General features: G+C 54.2%; 27 protein-coding genes. 23 read left to right on the top strand and 4 right to left on the bottom strand.

Annotated elements, in window-relative coordinates:
* Positions 1-2: 2 nt before the first annotated feature.
* The 6 genes from yidD to NSS83_RS08485 all read left to right on the top strand — a co-directional run bounded on the left by yidD (position 3) and on the right by NSS83_RS08485 (position 6,946).
* Entirely contained in the window at positions 3-266 is a 264-nt protein-coding gene (gene yidD / locus NSS83_RS08510) for a membrane protein insertion efficiency factor YidD (RefSeq protein WP_339249555.1), read from the top strand.
* Between the two features lie 360 nt (positions 267-626).
* A complete protein-coding gene (gene metG / locus NSS83_RS08505; protein WP_341184840.1) occupies positions 627-2,657 on the top strand; it encodes a methionine--tRNA ligase in 2,031 nt (676 codons plus the stop codon).
* Positions 2,658-2,858: 201 nt separating this feature from the next.
* Complete coding sequence (locus NSS83_RS08500; protein ID WP_341184842.1) at positions 2,859-3,836, top strand: zinc ABC transporter substrate-binding protein; 978 nt, start codon at positions 2,859-2,861, stop codon at positions 3,834-3,836.
* A gap of 33 nt (positions 3,837-3,869) precedes the next feature.
* Positions 3,870-4,619 (top strand): metal ABC transporter ATP-binding protein, encoded by a 750-nt coding sequence (locus NSS83_RS08495; protein WP_076154425.1) that lies wholly within the window; start codon positions 3,870-3,872, stop codon positions 4,617-4,619.
* Positions 4,620-5,320: 701 nt separating this feature from the next.
* Positions 5,321-6,124, top strand: a complete 804-nt coding sequence (locus NSS83_RS08490; protein WP_341018096.1) for a metal ABC transporter permease — start codon at positions 5,321-5,323, stop codon at positions 6,122-6,124.
* A gap of 108 nt (positions 6,125-6,232) precedes the next feature.
* Positions 6,233-6,946: a cytochrome c biogenesis protein CcdA gene (locus NSS83_RS08485; protein ID WP_341184843.1), complete on the top strand. Its 714-nt coding sequence runs from the start codon at positions 6,233-6,235 to the stop codon at positions 6,944-6,946.
* 9 nt (positions 6,947-6,955) lie between these two features.
* Here NSS83_RS08485 and splB read toward each other — a convergent pair whose 3' ends face one another.
* Positions 6,956-8,032 (bottom strand): spore photoproduct lyase, encoded by a 1,077-nt coding sequence (gene splB, locus NSS83_RS08480; RefSeq protein ID WP_341184844.1) that lies wholly within the window; start codon positions 8,030-8,032, stop codon positions 6,956-6,958.
* A gap of 193 nt (positions 8,033-8,225) precedes the next feature.
* On the opposite strand from splB, the gene mntR reads away from it, so the two are divergent.
* The 3 genes from mntR to NSS83_RS08465 all read left to right on the top strand — a co-directional run bounded on the left by mntR (position 8,226) and on the right by NSS83_RS08465 (position 11,550).
* A complete protein-coding gene (mntR, locus tag NSS83_RS08475; RefSeq protein WP_036698430.1) occupies positions 8,226-8,651 on the top strand; it encodes a transcriptional regulator MntR in 426 nt (141 codons plus the stop codon).
* A 177-nt stretch (positions 8,652-8,828) separates the two neighbouring features.
* On the top strand, positions 8,829-10,505 hold the full coding sequence (locus NSS83_RS08470) for a family 10 glycosylhydrolase (RefSeq protein WP_341348038.1): 1,677 nt from the start codon (positions 8,829-8,831) through the stop codon (positions 10,503-10,505).
* A 64-nt stretch (positions 10,506-10,569) separates the two neighbouring features.
* Positions 10,570-11,550, top strand: a complete 981-nt coding sequence (locus NSS83_RS08465; RefSeq protein ID WP_341348037.1) for a patatin-like phospholipase family protein — start codon at positions 10,570-10,572, stop codon at positions 11,548-11,550.
* A 74-nt stretch (positions 11,551-11,624) separates the two neighbouring features.
* Here NSS83_RS08465 and NSS83_RS08460 read toward each other — a convergent pair whose 3' ends face one another.
* The gene (locus tag NSS83_RS08460; RefSeq protein WP_341184847.1) at positions 11,625-11,963 is read right to left on the bottom strand and encodes a hypothetical protein; all 339 of its coding nucleotides are present in this window, start codon (positions 11,961-11,963) and stop codon (positions 11,625-11,627) included.
* Between the two features lie 7 nt (positions 11,964-11,970).
* Positions 11,971-12,975 carry a DUF1385 domain-containing protein gene (locus NSS83_RS08455; RefSeq protein ID WP_341184848.1) on the bottom strand — a complete coding sequence of 335 codons (1,005 nt, stop codon included), beginning with the start codon at positions 12,973-12,975 and terminating at the stop codon, positions 11,971-11,973.
* A 155-nt stretch (positions 12,976-13,130) separates the two neighbouring features.
* Here NSS83_RS08455 and NSS83_RS08450 point away from each other — a divergent pair, with 155 nt between their 5' ends.
* From NSS83_RS08450 to NSS83_RS08435, 4 genes are all read left to right on the top strand, one after another.
* Positions 13,131-13,622: a YqhR family membrane protein gene (locus tag NSS83_RS08450; protein ID WP_341184849.1), complete on the top strand. Its 492-nt coding sequence runs from the start codon at positions 13,131-13,133 to the stop codon at positions 13,620-13,622.
* A gap of 76 nt (positions 13,623-13,698) precedes the next feature.
* Positions 13,699-14,769, top strand: a complete 1,071-nt coding sequence (locus NSS83_RS08445; RefSeq protein WP_036731914.1) for a Xaa-Pro peptidase family protein — start codon at positions 13,699-13,701, stop codon at positions 14,767-14,769.
* Positions 14,770-14,814: 45 nt separating this feature from the next.
* The gene (gene efp / locus NSS83_RS08440) at positions 14,815-15,372 is read left to right on the top strand and encodes an elongation factor P (protein WP_036731916.1); all 558 of its coding nucleotides are present in this window, start codon (positions 14,815-14,817) and stop codon (positions 15,370-15,372) included.
* Positions 15,373-16,625: 1,253 nt separating this feature from the next.
* Entirely contained in the window at positions 16,626-17,879 is a 1,254-nt protein-coding gene (locus NSS83_RS08435; protein WP_341184851.1) for an aspartate kinase, read from the top strand.
* Between the two features lie 215 nt (positions 17,880-18,094).
* On the opposite strand, the gene NSS83_RS08430 is transcribed toward NSS83_RS08435, so the two are convergent.
* Positions 18,095-18,961, bottom strand: coding sequence for a YitT family protein (locus tag NSS83_RS08430; protein ID WP_341348036.1), 867 nt, complete (start codon positions 18,959-18,961; stop codon positions 18,095-18,097).
* A gap of 263 nt (positions 18,962-19,224) precedes the next feature.
* On the opposite strand from NSS83_RS08430, the gene NSS83_RS08425 reads away from it, so the two are divergent.
* From NSS83_RS08425 to accB, 10 genes are all read left to right on the top strand, one after another.
* Positions 19,225-19,467: a YqhV family protein gene (locus NSS83_RS08425; RefSeq protein WP_341185255.1), complete on the top strand. Its 243-nt coding sequence runs from the start codon at positions 19,225-19,227 to the stop codon at positions 19,465-19,467.
* An 81-nt stretch (positions 19,468-19,548) separates the two neighbouring features.
* Positions 19,549-20,556: a stage III sporulation protein AA gene (gene spoIIIAA, locus NSS83_RS08420; protein ID WP_341348035.1), complete on the top strand. Its 1,008-nt coding sequence runs from the start codon at positions 19,549-19,551 to the stop codon at positions 20,554-20,556.
* Complete coding sequence (gene spoIIIAB, locus NSS83_RS08415) at positions 20,549-21,067, top strand: stage III sporulation protein SpoIIIAB (protein WP_036698413.1); 519 nt, start codon at positions 20,549-20,551, stop codon at positions 21,065-21,067. The genes spoIIIAA and spoIIIAB overlap by 8 nt, the downstream gene beginning before the upstream one ends.
* Positions 21,068-21,080: 13 nt before the next feature.
* Positions 21,081-21,284 carry a stage III sporulation protein AC gene (gene spoIIIAC / locus NSS83_RS08410; protein ID WP_020426549.1) on the top strand — a complete coding sequence of 68 codons (204 nt, stop codon included), beginning with the start codon at positions 21,081-21,083 and terminating at the stop codon, positions 21,282-21,284.
* Positions 21,285-21,293: 9 nt separating this feature from the next.
* Positions 21,294-21,683, top strand: a complete 390-nt coding sequence (gene spoIIIAD, locus NSS83_RS08405) for a stage III sporulation protein AD (protein ID WP_036698407.1) — start codon at positions 21,294-21,296, stop codon at positions 21,681-21,683.
* A gap of 47 nt (positions 21,684-21,730) precedes the next feature.
* A complete protein-coding gene (spoIIIAE, locus tag NSS83_RS08400; RefSeq protein ID WP_341348034.1) occupies positions 21,731-23,026 on the top strand; it encodes a stage III sporulation protein AE in 1,296 nt (431 codons plus the stop codon).
* Between the two features lie 24 nt (positions 23,027-23,050).
* A complete protein-coding gene (spoIIIAF, locus tag NSS83_RS08395) occupies positions 23,051-23,851 on the top strand; it encodes a stage III sporulation protein AF (protein WP_341184856.1) in 801 nt (266 codons plus the stop codon).
* Positions 23,852-23,868: 17 nt separating this feature from the next.
* Entirely contained in the window at positions 23,869-24,510 is a 642-nt protein-coding gene (gene spoIIIAG / locus NSS83_RS08390; RefSeq protein WP_341184857.1) for a stage III sporulation protein AG, read from the top strand.
* A 109-nt stretch (positions 24,511-24,619) separates the two neighbouring features.
* Positions 24,620-25,534 (top strand): SpoIIIAH-like family protein, encoded by a 915-nt coding sequence (locus tag NSS83_RS08385; protein WP_341348033.1) that lies wholly within the window; start codon positions 24,620-24,622, stop codon positions 25,532-25,534.
* Positions 25,535-25,811: 277 nt separating this feature from the next.
* Entirely contained in the window at positions 25,812-26,321 is a 510-nt protein-coding gene (accB, locus tag NSS83_RS08380; protein ID WP_341018124.1) for an acetyl-CoA carboxylase biotin carboxyl carrier protein, read from the top strand.

Raw genomic sequence — 26,321 nt, 5'->3', positions numbered from 1 at the left:
ATATGGCTAGCTTACGAAGAACGGTACAGGCTCCTATCCGGGTCTACCGCAAGTTCATTTCGCCGCTCAAGCCCGCCACCTGCCGGTTCTACCCGACCTGTTCGGCCTATGCGCTGGAGGCAATTGAGGTCCATGGACCACTCAAGGGCTCATGGCTCGCTGCCAGGCGGATCGCCCGCTGTCATCCCTTCCATCCGGGAGGCCTTGACCCGGTGCCGCCGCGCAAAGAACAGCCCTCCGGGGACAAGCCGCTGCATACGACTTGACACGGGCTGCCGGGATGGGTATATTTTGAATAATAAGTGATATTCCGAGGAACGGATAAGTAGATATGGACACCATTACAGAGAGCCGGGGCTGCTGGGAGCCGGTATGGGATGCCAGATTGAATATGGTCCGGGAGGAACTGTGTTCGAGCGGAAGGCCTGAAGCCGGGGTCTGCGTAAGCGCACGGCGTGTTCCAGCGTTAATGGACAGTTCCGCTTGAGGAACTGACGAAGCCTGTGCTCTGTGAGGAGCCGGGGAATGTTGGGTGGTATCGCGTGAGTTTACTCTCGCCCCATAATGGGGGCGGGAGTTTTTTGTGTGAAATGGACGATTAGGGATAACGAAGGGATGATGAAGTAATGAGTGAGAACAAAACCTTTTATCTGACAACACCGATCTACTATCCGAGCGACAAGCTGCATATCGGGCATGCGTATTCCACGGTAGCCGGTGATGCGATGGCCCGCTACAAGCGGCTGCGCGGCTATGAGGTGCGCTATCTGACCGGGACGGACGAGCATGGGCAGAAGATTGAAGAGAAGGCCGGCAAGGCCGGGAAGACCCCGCAGGAGTTCGTGGACGGGATTGTCGTCGGTATTAAGGATCTGTGGAAGAAGCTGGACATCTCGAATGATGATTTCATCCGTACCACAGAGGAGCGCCACAAGAAGGTGGTTGCGGATATTTTTGACCGTCTGCTGAAGCAGGGGGATATCTACAAAGGGGAATACGAAGGCTGGTACTGTATTTCGGATGAGACCTTCTACACCGAGACCCAGCTGGTGGATATTGAACGTGATGCTGACGGCAAGATTATTGGCGGAAAAAGCCCTGACAGCGGTCATCCGGTGGAGCTGGTCAAGGAGGAAAGCTACTTCTTCCGCATGAGCAAATATGCTGACCGCCTGCTGAAGTTCTACGAGCAGAATCCGGAGTTTATCCTGCCGGAATCCCGCAAGAACGAGATGATTAACAACTTCATCAAGCCGGGTCTGGAGGATCTGGCGGTATCCCGTACGACTTTTGACTGGGGCGTTAAGGTAAAAGGCGACGAGAAGCATGTAGTGTACGTGTGGATCGATGCGCTTACCAACTACATCACGGCTCTCGGCTATGGCTCGGAGGACCGCAGTCTGTACGAGAAGTACTGGCCTGCGGATGTACACATCGTCGGGAAGGAAATTGTCCGCTTCCATACGATCTACTGGCCGATCATTCTGATGGCGCTCGGCGAACCGTTGCCGAAGAAGGTATTTGCGCACGGCTGGCTGCTGATGAAGGATGGCAAGATGTCCAAATCCAAGGGCAATGTGGTTGATCCGGTGACGCTGATTGACCGCTACGGCCTGGATGCTCTGCGTTATTATCTGCTGCGCGAGGTTCCTTTTGGCTCGGACGGCACCTTCACGCCGGAGAGCTTCGTGGACCGGATCAACTATGATCTGGCCAATGACCTTGGCAACCTGCTGAACCGGACCGGCGCAATGGTTGAGAAGTACTTCGGCGGGGAGCTTCCGGCATACGCCGGGCAAGTCACCGCATTTGACGGCGAGCTTGAGGCGGTAGTGCAGAACACTTACGCCAAAGTGGAAGAGGCGATGGAGAAGATGGAATTCTCCGTTGCCCTGACCGCGATCGGCGCGCTGATCAGCCGGACGAACAAGTACATTGACGAGACCCAGCCTTGGGTGCTCGCGAAGGACGAGAGCCGCAGCGCTGAGCTGGCTTCGGTGATGCGGCATCTGGTAGAGGGACTGCGCACCGCGTCCATTCTGCTCCAGCCGTTCCTGACCGGCGCTCCGGCGAAGATCTGGGAGCAGCTGGGCATTCAGCCGGGCGAGCTGACTACGTGGGAGAGCGGCAGATCCTTCGGCCTGATTCCAGCAGGTACCCGGCTGGTGAAGGGCGACCCGATCTTCCCGCGCCTGGATGTGGCGCAGGAGGTAGCGTACATCGCCGAAGCGATGGGAGCCGGGAAGCCGGCCGCTGCAGAGGCAACGCCTGCTGCTGCGGCTGCTGTGGCCCCGGAAGCGGCTGCTGCCGATCCGGAGGAAGAGGAGCATAAGGAAGAAATCGGCATCGACGATTTCGCCAAGGCGGAGTTGCGCGTAGCCCAGGTTATCGCCTGCGAGCCGGTGAAGAAGGCGGATAAGCTGCTGAAGCTGCAGCTGGATCTTGGCTACGAGCAGCGCCAGGTGGTATCCGGCATTGCGAAGTTCTACACACCGGAGGAGCTGGTGGGCCGCAAGGTGATCTGCATTGTGAACCTGAAGCCGGTGAAGCTGCGCGGTGAGCTGTCCCAGGGCATGATCCTGGCCGCCTCCAAGGGCGAGCAGCTGACCATTGCTACCGTGCCGGATAGCATGCCGAACGGAGCAATTGTGAAATAGGGATGCGAAGAGCATCCGTATAGTGACCGTACAGCAATCCCCGCAGGCCAGAGGCAGCGGGGATTGCTTCTTTTTGCTCCGAGTTAACCGTGCACAGGAAGCCCTGCAGACTGGCGAAATGCAGATCGGAGTTGACTTATCGTAAGCATTACTATTATAATTCTAATAGTAAATTTTACGATTTAAGGGGTCGATAGAGAAATGGTAACTAAAAGCTTACAAAAAGGGCTGCTGCTCGCTGCTGTTCTGCTGCTTACGCTGTCGCTGGCGGCATGCGGGCCGAAGAGCAGCGGAAGCATTGTTGAAGGTAAAGTGAACGTTATAACTACTTTTTATCCTATATATGAATTCACTGCCGAAATCGGCGGCGCCGATGCCAATGTAATCAACCTGCTTCCAGTAGGGGTTGAGCCGCATGACTGGACACCGCGCAGCCAGGATATCATAAGTACTTCCAAGGCGCAGCTGTTCCTCTATAATGGAGCCGGTCTGGAAGGTTGGGTCCCAAATTTCCTTAAGAGCCTCGATGGTGACAGTAAAACCAAGTCTGTAGAGGTTAGCCAAGGGGTGAAGCTGATTACAACCGACGAAGACGATGGGCATGATCACGGTCATGAAGGTGAAGAGGCTGAAGCAGACGGGCATGGCGACAGCCTGCACACCGACCCGCATACCTGGGTAAGCCCGAAGTCAGCGCTTGTGATGGCTAAGAATATCAAGGATAGTCTTCAAGCCGTTGATCCTGCGCATACCGCAGGGTATGAAGAGCGTTATCAAAAGCTCACCGGCCGCCTGAACGCACTGGATCTGAAGTTCACTGAAGAGCTGGGCAAGCTGCCTAACAAGGAGATTGTCGTATCACATCAGGCGTTCTCGTATCTGGCGCGGGACTACGGCCTGTCCCAGCATGCCATTATGGGGCTGTCGCCGGACGCTGAGCCGCGCGGTCAGGATCTGGTGAAGCTGGCGGCGCTGGTTAAGGCAGAGGGCATCCGTTATATTTTCTTCGAGGAGCTTGTATCTGATAAGCTGGCTAAGACACTGGCAAGTGAGACCGGTGTGTCCACGATGGTGCTGAATCCGGTAGAAGGTTTGACCGAGGCCCAGCAGAAGAACGGGGACAACTATTTCACCTTAATGGAGAAAAATTTGCAAAATCTCATTCTGGCCTTACAATAATAAGGAAAGTATAAGTGAAAGGCGGTACTTCACATGCAACCGGTATCCCTGGACTGCCATCAGCATATGATCGAAATACAGGATTTGTCCTTCTCCTACGGGGAACAGAAAGTGATCTCAAATCTGAATTATACGGTAAAAGAACGTGATTTCCTCGGCATCCTCGGTTCTAACGGTGCGGGTAAGACTACGCTGCTTAAGATGATCGTCGGCCTGCTGCCTGCCACCAGCGGAGAGATCAAATTATTCGGGCAGCCTGTGCGGAGGTTCAAGGACTGGGAGCGGATTGGCTATGTGCCGCAGAAGAATGCGTTCAACCCGCTGTTCCCGGCAACCGTGCGCGAAGTGGTCTTGTCAGGTCTGTACAACAACAAGAACCTGATCCGGCGGGTCTCGAAGGCCCAGCACCGGCAATGTGAGGATGCGCTGGAGGTCATGCGGATTCAGGACATCGCCGAGAAAAGAGTCGGCCAGCTGTCCGGCGGCCAGCAGCAGCGTGTCTTTCTGGCCCGCGCGCTGATCAACCATCCGGATCTGCTGATTCTGGATGAGCCTACCGTCGGTATTGACGCCGAGACCCAGGCCGGATTCTTCGAGCTGATCATGCATATGCATGCCCATCACCATATGACCTTCCTGATGGTCTCGCATGATATCGACATGATGAAGAATTACCTGGGCAGCGAGCCGGTCCAGAAGAACGGTAAGATAAATTTCTACTGCCGCCATTCACACGAGGCGCAGAACTGCGCCGTCGACAATTTGCAGCATACGTTGTCCTGATAGCCTGATCGTTGAAATTGGCTGATAAGAGGATAGTTGCCCTGATCATTAAACGATCCAACTGCTCCAAATTCAGCCTATTGTATTTTGTACAGTAGATTGCCCGAATTTCTGCCCTTTTTGCTGTTCTGTTGCAGTTTGTACATTAGATTCTTTGAAATGGGCCTTTTTCCAGCCTTTCTGCCAATATCCATTGTACGAAATACAACAGAACCCGATTAACCGCTCAAAAGTTAAGATTCTGTTGTACGTTCTGCAATTAAGGGGTGGGGTGCTGTCCGGATCGTCCATTGTGCAACATAGGACGACCAAGTCAGTTTTCGGATCGTCCATTGTACAACATAGGACGCTTAAGTCAGTTTTTGGATCGTCCATTATGCAACATAGGACGATCATTTAATCTTTTGACCTTAATCTTTTGATCTTAGTCTTTTGATCTTAATCTTGTGACGTAAGTAGATCCCGTCTTCTGTGAAGCGTATCCCGCAGGGAGGCAAAGCGATCCTTCCACCAACGTCCCTAAGCAGCAAAAATCGGTCCTCCCACGCCCATTGCACTTAGCGGGTGTCCATAGGGCAGAGCCCTTGGGGCCCTCCCTTCGGGAAGGGAGGGTTTGGGAGGGATCGAAAAGGGTTTGAAAAAGGGTTTGATAAAGCTTTTCGCATGAAAGGTTTATATTTGAAAGGTAGGAGACATTCATCTTGGAAATCCTGTTTAGTGATTTTTTCCAGCGGGCGCTGGCCGGCGGGCTGATGATTGGCATTACGGCGCCGCTGATCGGCGTTTTTCTGGTGCTGCGGCGTCTGTCCATGATCGGAGATACGCTGGCGCATGTTACGATCGCCGGGGTAGCGCTGGGCTTTCTGACCGGCTTTTACCCGCTGGGGGCGGGGCTGATCTTTGCAGTCGTGGCCTCATTTGCCATTGAGAAGCTGCGCAAAGCCTACAAAAGCTACGCCGAGCTGTCCATTGCGATCATCATGTCGGGCGGTGTAGCGCTGGCCTCACTTTTTTTCACCCTGGGCAAAGGGTATAATGCAGATGTAATGAGCTATCTGTTCGGCAGCATCTATACGCTCAATACTACCGATCTTGTCGTGGTGGGAATCGTTACAATTGCAGTTGTGGTCGTCGTAACCTTATTCTTCAAGGAATTCTTCCTGCTCAGCTTCGAGGAGGATGCGGCCAGTGTCAGCGGACTTCCGGTGAAGCTGCTCAATATGCTGATTACGGTGTTAACGGCTTTGGTGATCAGTACGGCGATCAAAATTGTCGGCTCACTGCTGGTCTCTGCGCTGTTGACCATTCCTGTAGCCATTAGTCTGCTGCTGTCCCGGAGCTTCAAGTCCTCGGTTATTCTGTCCGTGGCGATTGCCGAGATTGCTGTCACTTCCGGACTGGTCATTGCTGGAGTATGGAATCTGGCTCCGGGAGCAACGATTGTTCTGCTGTTAATTGCACTATTGACCCTAACCCTCATCGGCAAAAAAGGGCTGCCAGCCTAACAAATAAGCGTACAACCGGCCGCCCTTTGCACCACCTACATAATTGTATCTGTTCTGTTGCTACATGAAGTGACCCGAGTGACCCCGACTATGGAAGGAGATGCGCCCGTGTCCAACCTGAATGCAGGAATCGCTTTTGCCGCCGGAGTGGCGTCATTTATATCGCCTTGCTGCTTGCCGCTCTATCCTTCTTATCTATCTTATATTACCGGCTTATCGGTCCAGGAGCTGAAGAACGGCAGCAACAGCAAAGAGGTCCGTCTCCGGACTCTCTCGCATACGCTGGCGTTCATTCTGGGCTTCTCGGCAGTGTTCTATACGCTTGGCTTTGGAGCCGGGTTGTTCGGTGAATTCTTCAACGGGCAGCGGGATCTGATCCGTCAACTATCGGCGATTCTTATTATTGTCATGGGACTCTTCCTGCTGGGGGTATTCCAGCCGCAGTTTCTGCTCCGGGAACGCAAGCTGGAGCTGAGATGGAAGCCTGCCGGGTACCTCGGCTCCTTTATCTTCGGTATCGGGTTCTCGGCAGGCTGGTCGCCCTGCATAGGTCCCATTCTAACAGCTATAATTGCGTTATCGGCCAGTGATCCGGGAACATGGTTTACGATGATTACGGCATATAGTATCGGCTTTGCCCTGCCGTTCTTCGGATTGGCTTTTTTCCTGGGCGGAGCACGCAAAATCCTGAAATACTCCAACCTGCTGATGAAGCTGGGCGGCGGGCTGATGGTATTCATGGGCATCCTGCTGTTCACCGACCAGATGTTTCGCATTACGATTTGGCTGCAGGGCATCACGCCGCGCTGGCTGATTTTCTAATTAGGTGACTTAAGTGAAATAATCAATAGCTGCTTCCGGAAAATATTCGAAAATCCGCTCTGTGATGAATTCGCGCAGGGCGGTTTGCTGTTCGTCCGGGTAGACGTATTTGTTCTGTCCCCATTTGCCCCATTTCTTCTTGCGCTTCTCAATGTCCATCTCCAGCTTCGACTTCGGATAACGCTTCTCGATGACAGTCTTAGCTGTCTTGGTGAAGCGGTGCTGGATCATCTCAAAGGTCAGCCCCTTGCCAATCTCCGGCGGCAGGGCATGCGCCAGCTTCTCCAGCAGCTCGCTGTAGCCTTCTTCCCAGCCGTCATGCCAGATGATAGGGGCAATGATGAAGCCCAGCGGATACCCGGCACGGGCGATCTGTCCGGCGGCCTCAATCCGCTCCTCGAAGCGTGAGGTGGCCGGTTCGAAGTTCTTGATTACATAATCGGCGTTCACGCTGAAGCGTACACGGGTATGGCCGTTATGCTTCAGCTTAAGCAGCGGCTCGACATGCTGGTATTTGGTCACGAAGCGCAGCCGCCCGAGCGGCTCCTCCGCCATGAATTCGATCAGTTCTGTCAGCGAGCCGGTAATATGCTCAAGGCCGAGCGGGTCTGAGGTACAGGCCGCTTCGAATGTCGTGATTTCCGGGGAGCGCTCCGTGATATATTTTTTGGCGGCATCGATGATGTCCCCGGTGTTGACATAGACACGGATGTAGGGCTTCGCTCCCAGCGTCGTCTGCAGGTAACAATAATGGCAGTGGCCCATGCAGCCGGTGGCAATCGGAATCGCATAATCGGCAGACGGCTTCGACTGGTCAAAAGTGAGCGTCTTGCGCAAGCCGACCACCAGCGTCCGTTTGGCGATTTTGTATTGCTCGACTTCCGTCTCGCCCGGCAGATTGGTAATCCGGTTATGCGAGGTGGTCATGCGGTAGGGAATATTGCGGGACTTGACCCACTCCATAATCCGCTCCCCTTTGGGATAATTCAGCGCATCAGGTTCAAAGAACACCAGCTCCGGGATGAAGAGGCCGGTGGGCTTGCGCGTTCTTTTGGCAGGAGGGCGTTCGGGTGTGATTAAGCTCATAATTTCACGCTCCTTAGGGATGAGGATAACGTTATTGTGCCAATCCGCAGGCGAATGGAATCATGGTAAACATCACTAAGCGGGCAAGCGGCTGACCGGCAGGACTTGCCAAGGAGCGGCAGAAGCATGTATCATTGTTAGAGCAAGGCCCGGTCCCACCGTTACGCTCATTATAGAAAAGAGGTAAGCTAGAATGCCAACACCCAGCATGGAGGATTATTTGGAGCGCATATATAAGCTCATCGACGAGAAGGGTTATGCGCGGGTCTCGGATATTGCCGAGGGGCTGGAAGTCCATCCCTCCTCTGTGACCAAGATGATCCAAAAACTGGATAAGGACGAATATCTCATCTATGAGAAATATCGTGGGCTTGTCCTAACAAGCAAAGGAAAAAAAGTGGGGAAACGTCTTGTGGACCGCCATCAGCTGCTGGAGGAGTTCCTCGGGATTATTGGGGTACAGCAAGAGCATATTTATAAGGATGTTGAAGGCATTGAGCATCACTTGAGCTGGGATTCCATCACCCGGATCGAAACGCTGGTGGAATATTTCCGCCGGGATGAAGCGCGTGTGCAGACCTTGTACGATATTCACCATGAGATAGCCAGCGATTCATAAACGTGGCTTTTTTTGTTTGATTAGCGCAACCTTTCCAGTTTTTTTACGTCAAAACGGGTACCGTTCCTTTTTCACCTAAGGAAGGCTTCCGTTTACAAAAGAACGGCCTTCTCCCTGAACCAAGGACGAGAGGGCTATTTTTTTGTCTATATACAACTTCAACACCTGGGAGGAATTATGAATTACCGTAAATGGATCGTAGGACTGCTCGTGATTATGTTATGTCTGCCCGTGTGGACGCCGGGTGTGCGCGCAGCTGCTGTGCAAATCACCATTGAACTGGATGGGGAGACGCTGAACCCGGATGTGCCGCCTTATATTACACGTACTAATGTTACAATGGTGCCTGCTGGGGTGGTTAGCCAGGGACTGGGTGCCGGTGTGAAATGGGATCAGGCCAGTAAGACAGCAACCATCAGCAAGGATAATAATGTACTGCAGCTGACCAGCGGCAAAACAAGCGCCATCGTTAACGGTGCTGCCGTCCGTCTGGATACTTCTGTACAGATCACGCAGGGGCGGGTGATGGTACCGCTTCGCTTTGTAAGCGAGCAGCTTGGGCTGCAGGTACTCTGGGATCAGGCTACGAAGCATATTTCCTTATACTCCGGCATGGAAATCGGCGGTCCTTCTACACCTGTGACGCCGTCAGTTCCGTCAGTGCCTACACCAACTGTACCTACGCCATCTGTGCCAATACCAACGGTACCGTCACCAACCGTACCTTCGATTCCTGGTGCCAAGACCGCAAAGGCGATGAAGGGCGCCTGGGTATCTACCGTGTATAATCTGGATTGGCCCTCAACGTCTTCGGCAGGCAATCCCGACAAGCAGAAGAAGGAGTTCGACAGCCTGCTGGACAAGCTGAAGGCAGCCGGATTCAATAGTGTATTCGTTCAGGTCAGACCGTCTGGTGATGCGCTTTATCCTTCACAGATCGTTCCCTGGTCCAAGGTGCTTAGCGGTACACAGGGAAAAGAGCCCGGCTATGACCCGCTTGCCTATATGGTTGACAGTGCCCACAGCCGGGGGATGCAGCTGCATGCCTGGTTCAATCCGTTCCGGGCCACCACAGATGCTTCTACCAGCAGTCTGGCCCCCAACCATGTAGCCAAGCTTCATCCGGACTGGATCGTCAAGGCCGATAACAAGCTGTACATAAATCCGGGGATTCCGGAAGCGCGGCAGCATATCATTGACACGGTGATGGAGGTGGTCAGAGGGTATGATATCGATGGAGTACATCTGGATGATTACTTCTATCCGTCCAATGTAGCTTTTGCCGATGATACGGCCTTCAAGACCTTCAATACACAAGGGATTACCAGCAAAGGCGACTGGCGGAGGGATAATATCAATCAGTTCATCCGTCAGCTGGGGCAGGAGATTCATGCAGCGAAGCCGTCCGTCTCTTACGGGGTGAGCCCGTTCGGGGTATGGCGCAACAAAAAGGTGGACAGCACCGGCTCAGATACTACAGCAGGGGTGTCAGCCTATGATGATATGTATGCGGATGTGCGCACCTGGATTCAAAACGGCTGGATCGATTATGTAGCTCCGCAGGTCTATTGGAGTCTCTCCTTCAGCGCCGCCCGTTATGATAAGCTGGTGGACTGGTGGGTGAACGAGGTTAAGGGAACGAAGGTTAAGCTGTACATCGGTCTGGCCTCCTACAAGGTTGGGGATCCCAAGCAAACAGCGGAATGGCAGAGCGGAGATCAAATTATCAACCAGCTCAAATATAATGAGAAATACGATGAGGTGTCAGGCAGCATCCTGTTCCGGGCGAATGATATTGTCGTCCGTGACCCGTACGGGCTGGCCAGTCTGCTCAGCTTCTATTTCAAGAGTTAAGTCATGAATAGTCCCCCGTGCTCATAGATAACAATACATTCTATGGAACGGGGGTTTGCCATGTATGGAGATTAATGCAGTATTTGAAGGCGGGGGAGTAAAAGGAGTTGCTCTGGCAGGTGCGGTGGAGGCGACAGAACGCTCGGGCCGCAGCTTCGGGCGGGTGGCAGGAACCTCATCCGGTTCGATCATTGCCTCGCTGCTGGCAGCGGGGTACAGCGGTGAGACCATGAGCCGGATTATCCGGCGTACGCCGTTCACCTCCTTCCTGAAGCGGGGAGCGCTCTACAACACCGCCTTCGTCGGACCGGCCTTGCGTGTGCTGCTCAAGAAGGGGCTGTACTCCGGCGAGGCGCTGGAAGCATGGATTCGCGGCCTGCTGCTGGAGCAGGGGGTAGTTACGTTCCGGGATCTGCCGCGCGGCAAGCTGCGGGTGATTACCTCAGATATCAGCAACGGGCGGATTGTGGTGCTGCCTGATGATCTGGTGCTGTACGGGATCGAGCCTGAGCGCTTCGAAGTTGCCAAGGCGGTGCGGATGAGCTGCAGCATTCCGTACTTCTTCGATCCGGTGATCCTGCGGCTGGCCGGAGAGGCGGCCAGAGGAAAATCGTTCAGCGGGCAGCTGGTCTATATGGTGGACGGCGGGGTGTTGAGTAATTTCCCGCTCTGGCTGTTCGATGAGAAGAAGGACGGCTTCCTCTCACCGCAGCGCAGGACACCAACCATCGGCTATCAGCTGATTGGGAAGACTACTCCGCAGCCCCATCATATTACGGGGCCGTTCAGCATGCTGGAGGCGATGGTGGAGACGATGCTCTCCGCGCATGATGAACGGTATATTGAGACGGATAAATTCGTTCGTACGGTCAAAATCCCTACGCTGGGCATATCAACCACCGAGTTTCATATCACGCAGGCACAGACGGACGCCTTGTATACGGCGGGCATCACAGCCGGAGAAGAGTTCTTCGCTAACTATCGTCCGGCACCGCCGTCCTACACCAGGAGGGCACCCCTTCAGCCCGCCGTTCCAAGGCGGTAACAAAAAAAGGCATCCCCACGTTATTTCAATAACGCGGGGATGCCTTTTGCAGCTTTATTTCGCAAATTCAGTATTCAGTGATATTTGGGCAACTGATCGTCATTCTTACCCTTACTGCCTTCGATAACCTGGAAGGGATAGCTTTTGCGCTTACCGGGTGAGCCAGTGGTCTTGCGGATGCCGGCAACCTTGGACATCGTCTTGGCTGAAGGCTTAACCTTGGTGCGCGGACGTCCGGGTCCGCCGCCCATTCTGCCGGGGGCTATCTTGTAGGCGTAATACAACAGTCCCAACAGAATCAGGGGTAAGATAAAGATGGACAGGGCCATCAGGCCGCGCGCCATAATATCTGCCACCAGGCCCCATACGGCAAGAGCTGTCGTGATCCAAAATATCAAAGCATGTCTGATCATTGGCTAATCATCCTTTCGCAGGATCCAAAATGCCGCCTGACACACTTGCCTCCGAATATCCTTTTGCTTCAATTGCAGCGTCCAGCTCCCGCATCCGGTTGAAGGAAGCGATCGACACCTCTACCATATCGTCCTTAGGCTCCTTGGTAGTCAGCAACTGCAGCCACAGGCCCGGGTACCCCAGATACTTAAGGCCGGGAATATCTCTTACCGCATTGGTGCCCTTCAGTACCTCGAATGAGATTCCGATGACCACCGGCAAAAGAACGATACGCTGCAGCACCCGTTCCATCAGGGAATCCCACGGGACGACCGAGTAGATAATTACACCGAGGATAATCGTCAGCATCATGAAGCTGCTTCCGCAGCGGTAATGCAGACGGCTGTATTTCTGTACGTTCGCTACGGTCAGCTCTTCACCGGCTTCAAAGGCGCTGATGACCTTGTGCTCAGCTCCGTGATACTGGAAGAGCCGCTTGATTACTGGCGTCTGTGAGATCGCCCAGAGATAGACAAGCAGGAGAATCAGCTTGATGCCGCCTTCCACAAGGTTGTGCAGAATATAGTTGTCAAATACATTCTTGAACAAAAAATCTTCTACGAATACCGGGACCAGCGTGAAAATCAGCTTGCCGAACAGGAAAGACAGAATCCCCATTACAGCTACGCCGAAGATCATTCCGAGGCTCCAGCCTTCGTCCTTCTTCTTGTCCTTGCCTTTCGCCTGCTGCTTGGCAAGCTCTTCCGGCTCCGTCTCATCCTCGGCATAGGATTCTGCCGAATAGTTCAGATGCTTCGAGCCTTTGGCGCTGGAATCTATAATACTGACAATGCCGCGAAGCAGCGGAATCTTGCGCAGTTTAAGGACCCAGCTCTTATCGCTCTTCGGCACCTCCAAAAATGTAATCTCCTGATTCTTTCGTCTTACTGCTGTTACGTTGACATGCTTGCCGCCGAACATGACGCCTTCGATGACGGCTTGGCCGCCGTAACTGGGAGTTTCCTGGGACAACCAATTCACCTTCCCGTATATTGATATGATTTATATAATACATTGTAACTAATTTTTAAACACATTACTAGTTGGATTGCCGTTAGCTGTACATACTAGGCATAGAGAGCGGAGTGGAAACCGGATTAACCCCATACCGAAAGAGAGGCGGCTCTATGAGTTCTTCAAGCAAGCAAAAAAACGTTCAGACGAATCCTTTTTATTTCTCCATTGAACTAGGTTATTTCGCCGGTTTAATCTGGGGTGGATTGCACTGGCTGATGTATGTTCTGCACTTTACCAAGGTCATTCCGGGATTTTTGGCGGAACCCTTTTTCAAGCATGAATTTCTGCTGACCCCTGCCGGGCATCTGCTTGGTTATTTATGCTTCATCGTACTCTCTGTATTGGCTTCCTTGATCTACGTGTTTATTTTCCGGAAACTTAACGGCCCTTGGCCTGGGATGATATACGGGGTGCTGTGGTGGTCGGTCCTATTCCTTGCATGCTCGCGCTTATTCCTGCTCCAGCCGCCGTTCAAGCTGCCGTGGAACACGGTCATCAGCGAATTCTGCCTCTTCCTGCTCTGGGGATTATTCATCGGATATACGGCGGCAATCGAGTATACGGATGAACGCAAACGCGAACAGCAGACGAAGCTAGCCTAGGCCCTTCGAAAAAACTTCTCAGTTGGCCTGCCGCTATGGTAAAATACAATGTGGCTATTTCGAGAGGAGAATGAAAATGGGCAACAAGCGCGTCTCCAAGCTGCGTAAGGTTCTGCAGGAACTGGGACTGGATGCGATGTTAATTACCAGCGGATATAACCGCCGCTATTTGAGTGGGTTCACCGGCTCCTCCGGGTATGTACTGGTTACCGGTGATGACAGTTATCTGCTGACGGACTTCCGGTATATGACACAGGCCTCGGAACAGGTGAATGGCCTCAAGGTGGTACAGCATGACTCGAAATTCATTGACACCGTGCGGGAACTGCTGCCGAAGGGCGGACAAGTCCGTGTCGGCTTCGAGCAGGATGATGTGACCTTCAGTGCGTACACCGCTTATGCGGAGGCTCTTGCCCCGGCAGCTATGGTACCGGTATCGAAGGCTGTTGAGAACCTGCGTATGTTCAAGGACGAGGAAGAGCTGGCTGTTATGCAGCGGGCTGCCGATCTGGCAGACGCCACGTTCAGTCATATCCTGAATGTGATCAAGCCGGGCATGACAGAACGCGATGTCGATCTGGAAATGGAGTTCTACATGCGTACGCATGGTGCAACTTCGTCTTCGTTCGATACGATCGTCGCTTCCGGTGAGCGTTCAGCTATGCCGCATGGTGTAGCGAGCAGCAAGGTTATCGGGAACAACGAATTCGTCACCTTCGATTTCGGCGCACTCCTGGACGGTTACTGCTCCGATGTGACCCGTACGATTGCTCTGGGATCACCGGACCCTAAGCTGAAGGAGATCTACGATATTGTGCTTGAAGCGCAGCTTCATACGCTGGCGCATATCAAGCCCGGCATGACCGGCCGTGAGTGTGATGCCCTGGCCCGTGATATCATCACCCGCTACGGGTATGGTGAATACTTCGGCCACAGCACAGGCCATGGTCTCGGGATGGAAGTACATGAATGGCCGCGCTTATCTAAGCTGGCGGATGAAGTCATCCAGCCGGGGATGGTTGTCACTGTGGAGCCGGGAATCTATCTCTCGGGCCTTGGCGGCGTTCGGATTGAAGATGATATTGTCATTACCGAGAGCGGCATCACGCTGCTGACACATTCATCGAAGGATTATTTGGTACTGTAAGACACTATCATTCAGTTCATTTATGGATTCCAGGAGGGATTTTTTGTGATTTCAGTTAACGATTTTAAGACAGGCCTGACCGTAGAAGTAGAAGGGGACATCTTCACCGTCCTAGATTTCCAGCACGTGAAGCCGGGTAAAGGCGCAGCCTTCGTCCGCTCCAAGCTGAAGAACCTGCGTAACGGCAATACGGTTGAACGCACATTCCGTGCCGGTGAAACCATTGGCCGCGCCATCATCGAGAACCGTGGCGTACAGTATCTGTATGCAAGCGGCTCTGAGCATGTGTTCATGGACAACGAGACTTACGACCAGTTCGAATTGACAGCCAAGCAGCTTGAATGGGAGCTTAACTTCCTTAGAGAGAACATGACGGTAAATATCGTCAGCTATCAGGGCGAAATTCTCGGGATCAACCTGCCGACCAGCGTAGAGCTGAAGGTTACCGAGACCGAACCTGGCGTTAAGGGCAACACGGCTCAAGGCGCAACCAAAGCGGCTGTTCTGGAGACCGGTCATACGGTCCAGGTACCGCTGTTCATCAATGAAGGAGATGTTCTCCTGGTCGATACCCGCGAAGGTAAATATATCTCCCGCGCGTAGGAGCCTTTTTGGATTCCAGATGTAACTTGAGGGCCTCCCCGCTTGATGCGGCGGAGGTCTTTTTTTGCAAATAAACTTATATGTTTCAAGCTATAAATTATCCTTCAATTTACGCTGAAACGATACCGTCCTTCAAAAGGATGGCAAGGCCGTTTCCACTTGTGTGGCAGCTGGCCGAGAGGGAAGAAGTGATGGGGAAAGGGGATGAAAAGGATAAAAAGGATGAAAGGGATGAAAGGGATAAATCCCTCTGATTTAGCGGGAAGTTAGCTAAACGGGGGAATTAAAGGGATAAATCCCTTAGATTAAGCTAAAAGTGGACAGGACCGGGAAATCAAAGGGATGAATCCCTCAGATTCGCAGAAAGTGGGCAGCACATTAGGAATCAAAGGGATAAATCCCTTTGACGGAAGCCTACGGTGGGACGGAATGTGGCGTGAAGGAGAGTAATGAGGAGCACAAATGCTGTTGAATTGGGCTGAAGCGGCCGGATGAGCGAATGAGGTGCACTAGTGCACCAGAATTGGGCCGAAGCGGGCCGGATGAGCGAATGAGGAGCACTAGTGCTGTTGAATTGGGCCGAAGCGGGCTAAATGAGCGAATGAGGTGCACTAGTGCACCAGAATTGGGCCGAAGCGGGCTGGACGAGCGAATGAGGTGCACTAGTGCACCAGAATTGGGCCGAAGCGGGCTGGATGAGCGAATGAGGAGCACTAGTGCCCCTGAATTGGGCCGAAGCGGGCTGTATGAGCGAATGAGGAGCATTAGTGCACCTGAATTGAGCCGAAGCTGGCTGGATGAGCGAATGAGGTGCATTAGTGCCCCTGAATTGGGCCGAAGCGGGCTGGACGAGCGAATGAGGAGCACTAGTGCCCCTGAATTGGGCCGAAGCGGGTTGGATGAGCGAATGAGGAGCACTAGTGCTGTTGAATTGGGCCGAAGCGGGCTGGATGAGCGAATGAGGAGCATTAGTGCCCCTGAATTGGGCCGAAGCGGGCTGGATGAGCGAATGAGGGCATTAGTGCCCCTGAATGGAGCGGAAGCGGGCTGGATGAGCGAATGAGGAGCACTAGTGCCCCTGAATGGAGCCTGAGCAGGCCGTGGCGGGTTCGGGGTTATGGCCGGGTTCTTCAAAAATGGGCATATTATTTTGTGAAACCATTAACGCATGTTATGATTTTCGTATTATACTGTGTTAAAGCGTTAACCAAAATTTAAGCTACTTTAGAGCGAAATAGGGAGTGAATGGAACTTTGTCACTTTATGTCATGAAATTCGGGGGCAGCTCCGTCGGCGACATTGAACGTATGAAGCGGGTCGCCGGGCGGATCGCAGCCAAGCAGGATGAAGGACACCGCTGCGTTGTGGTGGTCTCCGCTATGGGAGATACCACAGATGATCTGATCGATCAGGCGAATCAGCTGAACGGTCAGCCCCCCGCACGCGAGATGGATATGCTGATGACTACCGGAGAGCAGATCTCCGTTGCGCTTCTGTCGATTGCGCTTCACGGAATCGGACGGAATGCAGTATCCTATACAGGCTGGCAGGCCGGGTTCCGTACTGATGAGACCCACGGCCGGGCACGGATCAGTGAGATTGTTCCACGCCGGGTGCTGGAATCGCTGGAGCGTGAACAGATTGTGATTGTAGCCGGCTTCCAGGGCATGACGCTGGATGGCGAGATCACCACGCTGGGCCGCGGAGGCTCGGATACGACAGCGGTTGCGCTGGCCGCAGCGATCAAAGCGGATGTCTGCGAGATCTACACTGACGTAGACGGCATCTACTCGACTGACCCGCGTATTGTGAAGACGGCGCGCAAGCTGAAGGAAATCTCCTACGACGAGATGCTGGAGCTGGCGAATCTCGGGGCAGCTGTGCTGCATCCGCGTGCCGTGGAATATGCCAAACGATATCAAGTGAAGCTGGTCGTAAGATCAAGCTTTAACCATAATGAAGGTACTGTGGTGAAGGAGGAAGCAAGCATGGAGCAGGGTGTAGTAGTAAGCGGAATTGCCTATGACAAGAATGTGGCCCGGATCAGTATTCTGGGAGTTCCTGATGTGCCGGGGGTACTCGCCCAGGTATTCGGCAAGCTGGCCGATGAGGGCGTGGATGTTGACATTATCGTGCAGAGCGGAGTACAAAACGAGACGGCAGATTTCTCCTTCACTGTAGCGCTTGGCGATCTGGTGAAGGCCAAGGAGGTCATCGAGGGGCTGCACAGCGTATTGCCTTACCGTGAAGTGACTTCCGAGGACAGTCTGGTCAAGGTGTCGATTGTCGGCGCCGGAATGGTCAGCCACCCGGGTGTTGCCGCCAAAATGTTCGAGGTGATCTCGAATGAAGGCGTGAGCATCAAGATGGTCAGCACCTCCGAGATCAAGGTGTCCTGTGTGATTGAATCCGGCAACCTGCAGCAGATTATTCAGGCGCTGCATACCGCCTATAACCTGGATACACAAGAGCAAGCCTTCGTTGGAGGTCCACAGGACCGCCGCTAAGCCGCAAATTATAAGGTTGAATGTATGCGAAAAACCGAATACATTGTGCCGTCGTTAGGGTAATGGGCCAAATGTATGCGAATAACCAAGTACATTGTGCCATCATGCTTAACACAAAGACGCAAAACAAAAAGAGTGCAGTTCCCCGCCGAAGCGGAGAACTGCACTCTTTTTGCATCATACATAAGTTAGGAATGGCCCGCAACATGCACTCACTAGCTTAGCCGCCGGAACCTGCCCATAATCTCTACCGTCTCCAGCACGTTAACGAAAGATTTCGGATCGGTCTCCAGAATCGTCTTGCGCAGATCTGCCAGCTCATAGCGGGTGGTTACGGTCATCAGCATCGTATTGCCCTCCTGACTGTACCCGCCCTCTGCGTTCACAACGGTGATGCCGTGCGGCAGGCTGGTCAGCCGGTTCAGCATTTTCTCGCGCTCCTTGGTGACGATGAAGCAGGTCAGCTTGACATGGCGGATGTGAATCATATCCACCACCCGGCTTTTGACGAAGATACAGAGCATCGCGTAGAGCGCGGAATCCCAGCTTTTGAAGAAGCCCAGACTTAAGATTACCAGGCCGTCCATGACGAACAACACGGTGCCCATGGGAATATCCCGCTTACGGGTAATGATAGAGCCGAGAATGTCGAAGCCCCCGGAAGAACCGCCCGCCCGCAGCGAGAAGCCCACCCCTCCCGCAATAATCACCCCGCCGAAGATACTGGCCAGGATCGGGTCCTTGGTGAGCTTCACCACAGGGATAACGGTCAGGAACCAGGTAGTGCACAGTACAGACAGCATGCTATAGCAGATGTACTTTTTGCCCACGGCGACGAAGCCCCAGATCAGGATCGGGAGATTGATGGCGAAATAGTACAGCGAGATAAATTTGGGATGAGTCAAATACCCGATGATGGAAGCTGTCCCGGCTACACCGCCGCTGAGCAATTGATGCGGAATCAGGAACAGGCGGAGCCCTGCTGCTACCAGAAAGGCTGAAAATACAATAATAGCTACCTCTTTTACCTGTCTGGCTATCGTTCCTGATACAAGCGGTACTACGAAATTGCGAACTTGCATGACTGTGATCCCCTTCTTTGCTCAGTTATCTTTGGATACGGCAAAATTAATTTTATCATACCGATGATATTTTTTTATAGAGGGCGGCACTATGATTTCTTTCACACCTCCTGAATTCTCCGCTAGTATCCCCATTTCTTCTTGTCTAAAGTCGCCCCTTTCCGCATATCCATGGATAACAGCTTGTTTGATATGCAGGGTATGTGTACGATCCATAGATTTGAACGAAGGAGTTGAGAACATTGGACAAGTATGTAAGCTGGATGTCTGGCCTGCGGCTGCTGTCCGGCACTGTGGAGATTGCAGCGGCCTTGATTATGCTGAAGCTGAACCAAGTGGATAAGGCGCTGGCTGTCAATTCGGGATTGGCGCTTGTCGGCCCTACGATCCTCATTCTGACCACGGCTGTCGGCCTTACAGGGATGGCAGAGCAGCTGTCCTGGGGCAAGCTAGGCTGGATTGGCTGCGGGGTGGCTATTCTCTTATTCGGGATTCTCAAGAAATGATAGATGATAGGCATAAAGCATAAGTACAAGCATAAATATGAAATAAAGCTATTAGTAGAGGACAGCTTGGGGGTACCTGGTATGGCAAATGACTGGCTTCTGTTGTTTCCCGAAAAAGTAAGAGCGCTGCTCGGCGGCCTCCCCGCTGCGCTCCTGGACAAGGTGGAGGAGATTCGCGTCCGTGAGGGACGGCCGCTGGAGATCAACTATTCCGGCAAGTATCATTTCATCGGTACTGGCGGCACCCTGACCCAGCTACCCGGCGAGGCGTACCGGCCGGACCGGGAGGATACGCACCGGCTGCTGGACCTCATCAGCAATCATTCCCTCTATACGATGGAAGAGGAGCTGCGCAAGGGCTTCATCACCATTCCGGGCGGACACCGGATCGGCCTCTGCGGCCGGACGGTCTTAAGCGGGGGCGGCGTGGAGCATCTGCGTGATATTACCGGCTTCAACGTGCGGATTGCCCGTGAGGTGCACGGCATCGCCGACGGCGTGCTGCCTTATCTGCTAGACCGGGGGCGGCAGCGGGTCATGCATACGCTGATCCTGTCCCCGCCGCAGCATGGCAAGACCACACTGCTGCGCGATCTGGCCAGGCAGCTGTCGGCAGGTACAAGCGGGGGCCGGGATGGCAGCCGGCCGGGGCTGAAGGTCGGCATCGTCGACGAACGCTCCGAGATTGCGGGCAGCCGCCGGGGAATTCCGGCTTTTGATGTCGGGCCGCGCACGGATATTCTGGACGGTTGCCCCAAGGCGGAAGGCATGATGATGATGATCCGCTCCCTGTCGCCCGATGTGCTGATCGCCGATGAAATCGGCCGCGTGGAGGACGCGGAGGCGGTGACCGAGGCGCTGCACGCCGGAATCTCGGTGGTCGCTTCCGCGCACGGCAAGGAAGTGTCCGAGCTGGCCCGGCGGCCCGGGCTCGGCGGGCTGCTGGAGCACCGGATGTTCGAGCGGTATGTGATTCTGCACCGCGGAGCCTCCGGCTTGTCCTTCCGCATTCTGGATGCCCAGAAGCGCGGGCTGCTGCTGGTCTCGCCGGAGGAGCAGCCGGTGTCAGGGGGTGACCGCCATGCTTAAGCTCCTTGGCGCGGTACTGATTGTGCTGGCCGGCACACTGGCCGGCTTCAAGCGGGCGGCCCAGTATGCGGACCGGCCGAGGCATATCCGGGCCTTGATTGCCGCGCTCCAGCGGCTGGAGACCGAGATCCAGTACGGCTACACGCCGCTGCCGGAGGCGCTGCGCCGGATCGGGCTGCAGACGAAGGAGCCGCTGCGGGCCTTCTTCCTTACGGCGGCGGATGAGATGAATCCGCCGCATAACTACAGTGCGGAAGAGGCCATCCGGCGGGCGGTGGAAGCCCACTGGAGCAGCGCATCGCTGCGGGGCACGGAGAAGGAAATTATCCGGCAGCTCAGCTGCACGCTTGGAACCAGTGACCGGCCGAATCAGAGCACGCATATTGCTCTGGCTTTACAGCAATTGAAGCAGGAGGAGACAGCGGCCAGAGAAGATCAGGGCAAGTATGAGAAGGTGAGCAAAAGCCTGGGGCTGCTGCTTGGAGCATTGATCGTCATTTTGATCTTTTAGCGAGGTGCCAGGAATGAATATTGAAGTCAACGCGATCTTTCAGATTGCCGGCATCGGCATCATTATCGCCATGATCCACACGGTGCTTAAGCAGATGGGCAAAGAGGATATCGCCCACTGGGTAACGATTGTCGGCTTTATCATCGTCCTGTTCATGGTCATCCGGATGCTGGATGGGCTGCTGCAGGAAATCAAAACGATTTTTCTTTTTCAGTAGGCTGAAGTTATGGAAATCATTCAGATTGTGGGAATTGGCATCTTGGCGACGGTCCTGATCCTCGTCCTGAAGGAGCAAAAGCCGGTATTTGCCTTCCTGCTCACCACTGCGGCCGGCATTCTCATATTCTTGTTCCTGATCGGCAAGATCGGAACGATTCTCGGTACGCTGGAGCGGGTCGCGGAATCCTCCGGGATGGAAATGATCCATATCAAAACCGTGTTCAAAATCATCGGCATCTCCTATATCGCGGAATTCGGGGCGCAGATTGTGAGGGATGCCGGGCAGGAATCGATTGCTTCCAAGATTGAGCTGGCCGGCAAGGTGCTGATCATGGTGCTGGCTGTTCCGATTATCAGCATTATTATTGAAACCGTCATGAAGCTGCTGCCAGCCTGATACAGCGGATATGCCGGACAAGTTGGAGTAAAGCGGAGGTGAGGGGAATGCAGGAGCATAGGTTTTTTCGGCCGCCAAAAGGGGTAAAAGCGCTCCTGCTTCTGCCAGCCCTGCTGCTGGTGCTCCAGCTGCTTCTGCTGTGTGGAAGCACGGCAAGCGCCGCAAGTTCTGCAAGTGTTGCAGATGCTGCAAGCACGGCCCCGGTTCCTTCGTCCCCGGCTGCAGGCGGCAGCGGAGGCTCTACGTCTCCTGTTGACCAGTGGGTGAAGGGGCAGGTGGAGCATCTGCCAAAGGACAAAGTGGAGTCTTACTGGGACCAGCTGATGAAGGATTACGGGGGATTTTTCCCGGAGGGCCGGACGCCTTCCTTGATGGATATGCTGCTGCCGGGAGATAAGGGCTTAAGCTTCAAAAGCGTATTGGCCGGCCTGATGAACTTCATGTGGCACGAGGTGCTCTATAACGGCAAGCTGCTGGTCACGATTGTGATGATCAGTGTGCTGAGCATGATTCTGGAGACGCTGCAGACTGCTTTTGAACGGAAATCCGTCAGTAAGATCGCTTATATGCTCTGCTACATGGTGGTGCTGGTCATCGCCGTTAACAGCTTCAATGTCGCGATCGGTTATGCCAAGGATGCCATCGACCGGATGATCGATTTCATGATGGCCATGATTCCGCTGCTGTTCGCGCTGCTGGCCTCGATGGGCAATATCGTCACGGTGTCTGTGACCCACCCGCTGATCGTATTCATGATCCATACCGTAGGCACGCTGATTCATACGCTGGTCTTCCCGCTGCTGTTCTTCTCGGCGGTACTGCATCTGGTGAGCGCCATGTCGGAGAAATACAAGCTGACCCATCTGGCCAACCTGCTGCGCAATATCGGGGCCGGGCTGCTCGGGGTGCTGCTGACGGTGTTTCTCGGCGTGATCTCTGTCCGGGGGATTACCAGCTCGGTTACAGACGGAGTGACCATACGCGCGGCCAAATATATTACAGGGAATTTCGTGCCGGTGATCGGTAAAATGTTCGCGGATGCCACGGACACGGTCATCTCGGCCTCACTGCTGGTGAAGAACGCCATCGGGCTGTCGGGAGTAATCATTATCCTCTTCCTGTGCGCATTCCCGGCGATCAAAATCCTGATCCTCGCCCTGATCTACAATCTGGCCGCCGCCGTCATGCAGCCGCTGGGCGAGACACCGATCGTGACCTGCCTGCAGACGATCGGCAAAAGCATGATTTATGTCTTCGCGGCGCTGGCCGCCGTCTCGCTGATGTTCTTCCTGGCGGTAACCATTATGCTGACCGCGGGCAATGTGACTGTGATGATGCGATAGCACGAAATGATAAGGAGGTGCGCCATGTCCTGGCTCAGCAGTTGGCTCCATGAGCTGATTCTCGTCGTACTGATGGCTGCATTCGTGGAGATGCTCCTGCCCAGTAAATCCATGGAACGCTACGCCAGGCTGGTGCTCAGCCTGCTGGTTCTGCTGACGATGCTCAGCCCGATCATCTCTCTGCTGAAGGGGGATGCGAGCAAGGAGCTGACCATGGCGATGCAGCAGCAGGAGAGAAGCGGGGGGCTGCTGAACAGAGCGGAGGGTGCACCGGATTCGCTGGACAAGATTCTGGCAGACGGGCGGATGCTTGCTGCCGGAGCACGTGACCAGAGCCTGAAGCTGGCTGCCGAGGAAATCGCCGGCCAGATGCGCGACCAGATTGCCGGGAGCACCGGGCTAGGCGGGGTGAAGGTGACGGTGGCCCTGGCTATGGGCCCGAATCCGAATGCGCCGCTGGGCGAGGAGGTGCCGCTGATCTCCTCAGTCATGGTAGCTCTCCCGCCGGAGCAGAGTGCCTCCGGAGGTGCTGTCCCGGGCAATGGCACTGTAGCCCCGCCGTCATCCGGGCCGATACAGATCACCCCTGTGGAGCCGGTCCAGGTCAGCCTGGAGGATAGCGGCGGAGAGGGGGAAGCGCAGGAAGCGTCCTCCTCAGGAGGTGCGGCTCCGGCGTCCTCCTCTTCCGCGAACGGCACAGAAGGAGTGAAGGAGACCCTGGCGGAGGAAGCCGGAACAATTATCAAGCTGCTGGAGCAGAACTGGAACCTGGACCCCGCTCTGATCAAGGTGCAGAGCAGCGGGGCCGGTACCGTGAAATCATAAGAGGAGGCGGGCAATCAATGGGCAATTGGCTGAAAAAGCTGGAGCAGTGGGCCGGAGGCGGCGGCAGCGGCAGCCCGAAGCGCAGCCACACCTTCCGCTGGCTGATCATTATCGGCCTGCTGGGTGTTGCGATCATGCTGTTCAACTCCTTCGTGAATGTGAAGAAGCTGGACAACGAGAACACGGGGCGTGAACCGCCGGACAGCGGGACCTCGCAGACCGTCCTGCAGCAGGAGGCCGGGAGCGCGAATTCTTTTGACAGCATCGAACTGGCGATGGAGAACCGCACCAAGGAGATTCTGGAGAAAATTGTGGGGGTCGGGACTGTGGATATCATGGTCACTGTAGATTCCACAGAGGAAATTATCGTGCAGCGCAATATGAACGACTCGCAGCAGCAAAGTGAAGAAACGGATGCCAGCGGCGGTAAACGCCATACCACCCAGTACACCAGGGACGGCCAGATCGTCACTTACAGCCAGTCAGGGAACGAGGCTCCGATCATCACCAAGCGGGTGAAGCCCCAGGTACGGGGAGTGCTGGTGGTCGCCAAAGGGGCAGAGAACAAGGTCGTGCGCAGTCTGATTGAGCAGGCGGTTGAAAAAGGGCTTAACGTACCGGTCTACCGGATTTCTGTTGTCCCGCGCAAGCAGGAATAGGCATGTCTCCGGCAACCCCGGCATATGCTTTAACAGAAGAGGCTTGTACGATACACACGACTCAGAGACGACAAGAGGGCTGGCAACAAAATTATAGGAGGTATAAACAATGAAGGGCAAAAGACAAACGATTTGGCTGGTTTCTATGCTCAGTTTGATGGTAGTGCTCTCTGCATATTATCTGTTCACGGAAGATACGGGGGCTCCCATCCCTAAAGAAACCGCAGGCAGCATCCAGGTGGATACTATAAAAGACGGAACGGGCGGTGGAACTGCGACTACGCTGGACAGCGGACTTGTCATCAAAGAGGTCAGCACGGACAAGGGAATTGCAGTAGGAACCGTAGATGACAGCAGCAAGACCACCAAGGATGAAGCGGCATCGACAGTGGCAACCGAGGACAGTACGACTCCGGCCGTGATAGATGACAGCAGTGTGGTTGCTGACAGCAGCAACACTGCCAAGGATACAACTGCTGCAACGGACAAGGCGGCTACGGCTGATAAAGGCAAGGATACGGCTGGCAGCAAGGATACCAAGGAAAATAAGGACACTAAGGATACCAAGGACAGCAAAGACAGCAAGGATACGTCAGCCGCTGCAGACAAGACTCCGGCGAAGGACGACGAGGCGATTCTGGATGAAGTGGCTTCGCAGAGCGTATCAGCCAGCAGCCTGTTCACGAACTACCTGTATGAACGCGAGCAAAAGAACCTTAAGGATCACAATGATCTGATGGCGCTGATTAACGATATGGATAAGACACCGGCTGAGAATGCAGCAGCCCAGGAGCAGCTCAGCAAGCTGGAGGAGAAGGAGTCCAAGATCACCGGGATTGAAGAGAAGCTTCAACAAAAATACGGCGAGGCCATCGTGAAAGAAGAATCCGGTGATGCCTACACGATCGTGGTGCTGAGCGATAAGCTGGATGTGAAGCAGGCGGTTGGCATCGTGGACTTTGTAATGAAGGAACTGAGCGTTACCCAGGACAAGATTAAGGTCCAATACGTCTCGGAGCAGTAAGCCGGCTGAATATAATCAGGGAAAATAGAATAAAATGCCGAAAGAGCCCGGGCGCGTCCCAGGCTCTTTCCATTTCTAGCGTTTGTGATATAATACATAAAGTTATCGATGTATAGAAAAAGAAGATTACGCAGGCAGCGGTTACACAAGGTAGCGATTCAAGAGAGTTACAGAGCACACCCGCCTTATGGGTAAGCTTGTCAGAACGGATATCGTACCCTGCTCAGCCAGCGTCCCAAAATGGCTTCGAGAGAAAGCTGAAGGAGTGAACTACCCAATGTTCAAGTTAAGCGAGATTAAGGAATTGATTCAATTGCTGGACCAGACTTCCTCCGTGCACGAGCTGGAGATTGAAAGCGAAGGTATGAAGCTGGCTATCCGTAAACCGGATCGCTCTGAAGCTGAAGGAACAGTAATTCAGGCGGCTCCTTATACCTACCCCTTTACGCCAGCCCCGCAGCCGCAAAGTCCGCAGATCATTGCCCCTCCGGCTGTTAGTGAAGTTCCTGCTGCGGCGCAGCAGCCCGCAACCTCCGCTGAAGGCGCATTACATAAAATCGTCTCGCCGATGGTCGGGACCTTCTACAGTGCCGCTTCACCGGAGACGCCTGCCTTTGTTAATGTCGGAGACCGGGTGAATGAGAAATCCACGGTCTGCATCATTGAAGCGATGAAGCTGATGAATGAGCTGGAGGCCGAAGTGAAGGGCGAGATTGTCTCTGTCCTGGTTGAGAACGGCCAACTGGTGGAGTACGGCCAGCCGCTGTTTCTGGTGAGAGCGGAATAA

This window comes from Paenibacillus sp. FSL H3-0469 (assembly GCF_038051945.1).
GTDB lineage: Bacteria > Bacillota > Bacilli > Paenibacillales > Paenibacillaceae > Paenibacillus_AQ.
This window is presented reverse-complemented; position numbering and strand designations above follow the sequence as displayed.